Origin of the sequence: Streptomyces sp. NPDC127092 (genome assembly GCF_042722475.1) — a bacterium.
Taxonomy (GTDB): domain Bacteria; phylum Actinomycetota; class Actinomycetes; order Streptomycetales; family Streptomycetaceae; genus Streptomyces.
The window spans coordinates 570-1,274 of the sequence record NZ_JBHXFE010000289.1; the positions used below are offsets into that span (position 1 = coordinate 570).

Consider the following 705-nt stretch of genomic DNA (forward strand, 5'->3'; position numbering starts at 1 on the left):
TCTCTCGGCGGGGCCGCAGCGGCACGATCAGTGCCGGGTACGCCGCCTGCAGCTTCATCGGATTTCGGGCGACGATTTGCGAGTTTTTCCCGCGACCAGTTCCGATACACCCACACGCACACCGCGGAGACGACCGGCGCGCTCCTGATCGATGCGATCGTTATCCCGCCGCATAGTGAGTCGGTCGCTATTCCGCGTCCTTGGTGGTGTGCCGAGGCTATTCACTGCCGAGCATTGCCTCCTAGCTCCGCAATTTGGTCTGTTTCAGCGTGCCTTCACCCTCGCCATACACCCCCCTACCCAACACTGTTGTTGGGTAGAAATGAGAGTCGTGCCACCCTGCGCCGGGACCTCAGCTTCACGACTTGGTCGTCGATATCCGTGCCGGTCTCCCATCGACGCGAGTTGGACTGATGTGTCGCCCGAGCCGACGCCACGGCCCATATCGCGCTGTCAAACGGGGAGCGAGGACTTCCCTGTTTCGCGGATCGTCAGCACGGTGGCGACGCCGATTGCGGAGACTCCCATCACCCAATATGCCGGGGACATGCTGTTTCCGGTCGACTCGACGAGCTGGGCTGCAACATAGGGCGCGGTGCCGCCTGCGGCGATCGTGCCGATGTTGAAGCCTAGGGACACACCGGTGTACCGAACCGAACGCGTGAAGAGTTCCGTCAACAACGCGACTGCCCTTCCCTCCCCCAC

General features: G+C 62.6%; 1 pseudogene. It reads right to left on the minus strand.

Going from position 1 to position 705, the window contains the following annotated elements:
* Positions 1–453 precede the first annotated feature (453 nt).
* Positions 454–705: pseudogene (locus ACFWJO_RS39755) on the minus strand (MFS transporter); the annotation flags it as partial.